Genomic DNA, 6,206 nt, shown 5'->3' with positions numbered 1-6,206 from the left:
TCTGTATTAGATGTATTATCTACACCACTTACTTCATTAGTCTTTGCTTTTATCTGTGCTTGAATATCTTCTATATCACTAAGCTTCATATTAACATCATATATTTTATTATACCCTGCCATATTTAAAATAGAACTTAAGAAATTTAAATTACCCACCTGAGTATTATAAAATAGAACTATATTATCATTTTCTATACCTTTAGCAGTAAATAAATTTTGCAATTCACTAACAGGCTTAATTGTACCATTAGGATTTAAAATTTCACTAAGATTTATTTGTATAACTCCTTTGATTGGAGGATTAAGCTTTGCAATTTCACTTGTTAATTTAACTTTTACATTTAACCCTTGAACAACTTTTTGACTCGGATTATTAGGATTAGAATTAAGTGAGTTACTAGGGCTTGTATCTTCCTTAACATCATTTATAAGTTCTACAACCTTAACTTTTAAAATATGTTTTTTTATATATTCTTTATTTATTTTTTTATTTTTCTTTGTATCTTCACTATTTTTAGTTGTTTTTTTATTTCCATTTAAGTTTTCTATTTCAAGATTACTCTTTTTAATAAGCGGTATATTTACAGTAGTAACAAAACCTTCAGCTTCCCAGTTTTTAAACCCACCATTAAGCATTTTAGATTTTATCCCTGCTAATTTAAACATTTTTGTAAAATTACCAAGCTGCCCCATATCATCACCATTTGAATTACCATATATAACAACTTCTGATTCCTTTGTTATTCCCAACCTATCTAATTCATTTGTTAATGCTTTAATATCTAATATCTTATCTAACTTTTGATTACCTGTATTATTATAATTATTGCTTGAACTATTTTTTATAAAATTATCCCACGAAATATTTATTGCACCTACAATGTGACCATCCTTATATTGTTTATTATCTCTTATATCTAATATTACAATATTCTTTCCACCAAGACTTGTCTCTAAAGATTCAGCTCCTATTAAGTATGCATTATTTATATTATTACTATCACTTACTATCTTTTTTGCTTCAACAACAACCTGTTCCTTATTAGTACCAATAAATGTTGCAAGGAAAATAAGAATAGCTATTATAGCTATCGTAGCCTTTTGAACTTTATTATTCATAACGACCTCCTGAAAATTCTCTCTAGCAAATTTTATCACCTAAAGCATTCTAATTCAAAAGATATTATATTGAAAATCCTAATAACTTTGCTCTTTATTTAATATACTAATACAAAAAACAAATATTGATTAACATAAATTTATTTTTCTTCATATTATACAATCATTTCATTAAAATTTATGGCTTTTCATTATTAAAGTCTAGTTCTTTCATTTATTTTATTATTGCTTTTATTAGTTTTTCTTTTTAACATTAAATTCTTTATACATTATAGAATCTAAACTCTTTTCAAGTTCTTCAACACTAATATTTTCCCCTGGGCATAAAGTTTCTGTAACTTCCTCATGTCCTCTTATATCTACAATTTTATTTTTTAAAGTAAGATATCTTAATAACTTTAGAAGGCTATCTCTTTGAACATCGCCTAAAATATCCTCTTCAAAATCACCTTGTAAACAAACACCAAGTGAATTAATATTATTATTTTTTGCCTGTGCCCCTATCTTATCATCATCTCTGCCTTTATATATTATTCCAGCCTTATCAATGAAATAGTGATAACCCATTCCAGCCCAACCATTTTTTAAATGAAGTGTATGAATATTTTGTATTTCTATATTTTGAACAGAATGATGTATATATATAGTATTAGGTATATTTCCACCCTCAAGTTCTCCACTCCACTCAAACTCATTTTCTACTACTTTAAGCTCTTTATAAATATTATCTACCGCATCACTTGTAATATCTATCCCATAAGTATTTTTACTTTTTCTAATTGTAGCAGCTTTTTCATTACTTCGGACTATACTCATATTTCTTATATTGAATCCTAGTATTATACCACTAAAAATTATAATACCTAATACACACCATCTTATAATATTCTGCTTTCCCTTATTTAATTTAAATTTCATTTTACCCCCAATTATAGCTCAATTTCCATTCCATCAAATGCAAATTCTAATTCGTCATTATATTCTTTTTCTAATCTCTTATAATCATCATAACTAAGCTTCCACTCTTCCTCTAAATGCGTAACAATAACTCTTTTTATTCCTAAATCTTTTTTTATTTTTAATATCTCGCTTCCTGTATGTAACTCACTATATAAAACTGTATCAGTACCAAAAATCTTATCATTAGTCTTAAATGAATCTGGATAAAATGCACCTATTATAAGTAAATCTGCATCTCTTAATCCATCATCATATGGTATAGGTTTTATATCACAAGGTGCATATATAACTTTCTTATCATTTTTTTTAAAACAAAATACAGTTGCTGTTATATCACTTTTCACTTCATATAACTTTATTTCTAATTCCCCTACTTTAAACCTTTCCCCTACTGAAAACTTACACAACTTCTTTCCCTCATAATAATCAAAATAAGAACCAAACATATTTTTTATCGCTCTTATTTCTGCTTCTACTCCACTAAGTCCCATTATATTTATTGGATTTTTAGCACCAGTTCTAAGCCATGATGAATCATGTAACTGTTCTATAACCCTCATCCCCATTGTATGGTCAGGGTCCCAATGTGAAAACATTATATTTTCTACACTTACTATATTTTCTCTATTAAGTTGATATACAATATCCTCTGATGTATCTATAAGCAATTTTTCATCTTCAAAAAATATAGAAGAACCTGTCCTTTTATATGGTTCACCTTTTAATCTAGCTTCCTTGCAAATATTACAATCACATGTAGGTCTTGGAAGTGCTCTACATCCTCCTGAACCAAGTATTTTAATTTTCATATTGTAGCCCTCCTATATTCTTACAATTATAGCTTACCAAAATTCAGTCTAATTGTAAAAATATATGAAAAAAAAGAGTATAAACTGTAACCAGCTTATACTCTTCTTTGATATTCAATTAATTATTTCCTTCTACTCATAGACTGCCTATGAGTTCTTCATAACAACCCCAGCAGTTATATTAACAATCTTCTCAAATGAATCTACTGAATTTTCAAATGCTTGGTATAAATCTTTCCATTTTATAATATCTAAAATGTCAGAATTCTTATCTCTAAATAACTTTCCAACTGCATCTCTAAACAATTCATCAGCTTCATTCTCTATTCTGTTAACCTCTATAACTTTTGAATTAATAATTTTTTTCTCTTTGCTTTTAGCCATATTCGGTAATACATCCATAAGTTCTAAAACTTTTTCTGCTGCCTTAACAATAAAATCACCAAACTGCTTAGCTTCCTCCGTACATTCTTTAACATTAAACATTACAAATGTATTCATAATAGAATCATTACAATCAATACAATCATCCATTTTTTTAGTAATTGCAAAAATATCTTCTCTATCAATTGGAGTTACATAAGCATTATTAAGCTTTTCTATAACTTCATGAACTATTTTATCACCTTTATGCTCTAAGCTTTCCATCTCTTTTATAAAAACAGAGTCATTTTCCATAGTATTTAAAAATTTCCTTAAAAGTTTAGCACCATCTAGCACATTTTCTGCTTGAGCTCTAAACAATTTATAAAACTTATCTTCTTTTGTATCTTTATTAAACAAAATTTCATCTCCTTGAAGTTATCAATTTAATATTATATACCTAACATAAATTCTAAATAAGATTAAATTTTAAATAGTATGAAAGTTTATAATTTTATTTTAAATAAGTGTTTTTAATATAACTTAATTCTTAGTATTATATAATATTTTAAACATATTTTTTATTTTTCTATTAACCGACTTTACAAATAACCTACATTTGCAAGTACTTAAACCTAATATTATTCTATAAACTAGAATAATATTTTAGCTATAAATTGTCCTATTACAACACCAACTAAACTTAAAACTAAGTTAAGTCCAATATTTAATGACCCAAGTCCAATACTTCCATGTGAGAAAATTGTCATTGTTTCAAATGAGAATGTTGAGAAAGTAGTTAACCCACCCATCATTCCTGTTGTTAAGAATGTTCTTGCTGTTGGAGATATAAAGTTTGTTCTTGAACTTGTCTCCATGAAGAATCCTATTAAAATTGCTCCAAGTATATTAACTATCAATGTTCCGAATGGGAATCCTGCTCCAATTCCCTTAGTTGCCCAAAGTGAAATAAGGTATCTTAATGCTGCCCCTATAAAACCTCCACAACCTACTACAAGTACTAATAATGATCTTTCCATATTATATATTCTCCTATCTACTCTAAAAGTTTTTTTACCTAAATATAAAAACTAAGAATTAAGTTGTTACCTTATCTTTAGCCCTACACCATTTTACAATAAGGAATAATATGTAGGAGTCATTAGCATTTCTGCGGTTAAAGGTTGACTCCATAACCAAAATTTATAAACTATCTCTGTCTTAATCTTAGAACATTATAATAAATTTTTATTACAATTTCGTGTCTAAAATCACTATTTATAGATAAATTAATATATATATTATTATATCTAATTTAAACATAACCATAGTATTTCCTAATATTTATGCATAATACTCAAAACTTTACCGATATTAATTATTATTTACTAATAATTATGTATATTTTTTTATTTTTGTGTTATACTAATTATATTATTTACTTTTAACTAAGTAAAAATCGTTTTTAAAAAGGAGAATTGTTTTATGGAAGAAAATATTATATGTTATTGCTTAAACATAAGCGAGGCAGATATAGTGAAAGCTATTAATGAAGGTGCTAAAACTTTAGAAGCAGTTCAAGATGTTACAGGAGCTGGAACAGCTTGTGGAGCTTGTATTGGTGATATCGAAGAATTAATTGAAAAACACACAAAATAATTTATAGAAAAAGGACTATATAATCCTCAAGTATTTTTATACTTAGGATAATATAGTCCTTTTATTTTTTTATTTTATTACTGATTTATATTTTTCATCTTGTGTTTCAACAAGTATATTTTCTGTTGTAAAATAGTACTCTTGTACAAGTTCACTACTTTGTCTATTCAAATCCTCTACCTTAAGAGTTTCTCCAAGACTTGCTTTAATCAAATTATTTTCTTCATTTACAAAATAAAATAAATTCTTATTTTTATCATCTGACATAAAATCACGCTTTAAATTAAAAGCTTTTACATTAGATACCTTAGTAATACTTTTATTAGAATATACTATATATATATTGTTATCATCATCACTATTTGTAACAATCAAACTCTCTCTTGCACTACAAAAGCTTTCTACTGAGAAGTCAGTTATTTTAAACCTAGTTTTATCAAGTAAATCAATACCATATAGTTTATATCCATCATTTGTATTTTGATAATATAATATATTATCAGCAATAATAAACTTTGCTCCCCTATCTTGTGTTACAGCTTTATTTATTTTACCATCATAACTTGTAAAATATATCTTTTCTCCATCCTCTTCATTTATATAAAATAACCCCTCTTTTACTGCTACTAAATCCCTACTTTTATAGTTATTAAGCTTTTCACTTTTTATATTTTCATCAAATTTATCACTTTCAAAAAAATATATTTTCCCATTATCTTGTGAGTTAGAATAATATATTTTTCCATCACCTTCTATTAAATACTTACCTGAAAGCATTGAAACTTCTGATTTTTTTGTATCTTTCTTTTCACTTCTATATATTCTATTATTATCATCTATTGAAGAATAAAAAAAATCTGTTTGTGTTTCCACTATCTTAGATGAGTAATTACTTTGATTTCTTGCATATGTAAAAATTTCTTCTTCCTTTTTAGCCTCTTCCTGATTATCTTCTTCAACTTTTATATAACTATTAACCTTTATGTTCTTATCTACTTTTTCATCTTTTTTAGGTTCATCTGAACACCCCATAAGAAAAATCGACATTATTATTGGTAAAACCACTATACTTTTCTTCATTTATCCACCTCTATATTTAAGCTTCTTATATTATCGTATGTTCTTTAGATAATCTTAAATATAAAAAAAGATGCTAATTTCTTAGCACCCATATTTCTTATCTATATAAAGTATTTAATGTATTTTCTACATCTTCTTTTGTAAATGTACTATATAGTTTAAACTCATCTACACTACTTGTATCTTCTATTTTAGAAAGTCTAATAGCTAAACT

The 6,206-nt window shown here is 26.2% G+C and carries 7 protein-coding genes and 1 riboswitch; of the genes, 1 reads left to right on the top strand and 6 read right to left on the bottom strand.

Annotation, left to right across the window (positions count from 1 at the left end; genetic code table 11):
- The 5 genes from Q0V15_RS10965 to crcB form a co-directional block, all read right to left on the bottom strand.
- A partial coding sequence (locus tag Q0V15_RS10965) for a sulfurtransferase (protein WP_297438935.1) occupies window positions 1-1,121 on the bottom strand: 1,121 nt, incomplete at its 3' end.
- A 234-nt stretch (window positions 1,122-1,355) separates the two neighbouring features.
- Window positions 1,356-2,039: an N-acetylmuramoyl-L-alanine amidase gene (locus Q0V15_RS10960; protein WP_297438933.1), complete on the bottom strand. Its 684-nt coding sequence runs from the start codon at window positions 2,037-2,039 to the stop codon at window positions 1,356-1,358.
- Window positions 2,040-2,050: 11 nt separating this feature from the next.
- Window positions 2,051-2,890, bottom strand: a complete 840-nt coding sequence (locus Q0V15_RS10955) for an MBL fold metallo-hydrolase (protein ID WP_297438931.1) — start codon at window positions 2,888-2,890, stop codon at window positions 2,051-2,053.
- Between the two features lie 147 nt (window positions 2,891-3,037).
- Entirely contained in the window at window positions 3,038-3,673 is a 636-nt protein-coding gene (locus tag Q0V15_RS10950; protein WP_297438929.1) for a DUF47 domain-containing protein, read from the bottom strand.
- 233 nt (window positions 3,674-3,906) lie between these two features.
- The gene (gene crcB / locus Q0V15_RS10945) at window positions 3,907-4,293 is read right to left on the bottom strand and encodes a fluoride efflux transporter CrcB (protein ID WP_297438927.1); all 387 of its coding nucleotides are present in this window, start codon (window positions 4,291-4,293) and stop codon (window positions 3,907-3,909) included.
- A 106-nt stretch (window positions 4,294-4,399) separates the two neighbouring features.
- Window positions 4,400-4,460: riboswitch (Fluoride riboswitch) on the bottom strand.
- A gap of 278 nt (window positions 4,461-4,738) precedes the next feature.
- Here crcB and Q0V15_RS10940 point away from each other — a divergent pair.
- A complete protein-coding gene (locus Q0V15_RS10940) occupies window positions 4,739-4,912 on the top strand; it encodes a (2Fe-2S)-binding protein (protein ID WP_297438925.1) in 174 nt (57 codons plus the stop codon).
- A gap of 69 nt (window positions 4,913-4,981) precedes the next feature.
- Here Q0V15_RS10940 and Q0V15_RS10935 read toward each other — a convergent pair whose 3' ends face one another.
- On the bottom strand, window positions 4,982-5,992 hold the full coding sequence (locus Q0V15_RS10935; RefSeq protein WP_297438923.1) for a DUF5050 domain-containing protein: 1,011 nt from the start codon (window positions 5,990-5,992) through the stop codon (window positions 4,982-4,984).
- Between the last annotated feature and the right edge of the window lie 214 nt (window positions 5,993-6,206).

Origin of the sequence: uncultured Clostridium sp. (assembly GCF_947036855.1) — a bacterium.
Classification (GTDB): Bacteria; Bacillota; Clostridia; order Clostridiales; family Clostridiaceae; genus Sarcina.
This window is presented reverse-complemented; position numbering and strand designations above follow the sequence as displayed.

What these genes read in the sequence shown, in the direction of transcription:
- Q0V15_RS10960 (WP_297438933.1), bottom strand. Translation starts at nt 2,039, where the DNA reads ATGAAATTTAAATTAAATAAGGGAAAGCAGAATATTATAAGATGGTGT.
- Q0V15_RS10955 (WP_297438931.1), bottom strand. Translation starts at nt 2,890, where the DNA reads ATGAAAATTAAAATACTTGGTTCAGGAGGATGTAGAGCACTTCCAAGA.
- crcB (WP_297438927.1), bottom strand. Translation starts at nt 4,293, where the DNA reads ATGGAAAGATCATTATTAGTACTTGTAGTAGGTTGTGGAGGTTTTATA.
- Q0V15_RS10940 (WP_297438925.1), top strand. Translation starts at nt 4,739, where the DNA reads ATGGAAGAAAATATTATATGTTATTGCTTAAACATAAGCGAGGCAGAT.
- Q0V15_RS10935 (WP_297438923.1), bottom strand. Translation starts at nt 5,992, where the DNA reads ATGAAGAAAAGTATAGTGGTTTTACCAATAATAATGTCGATTTTTCTT.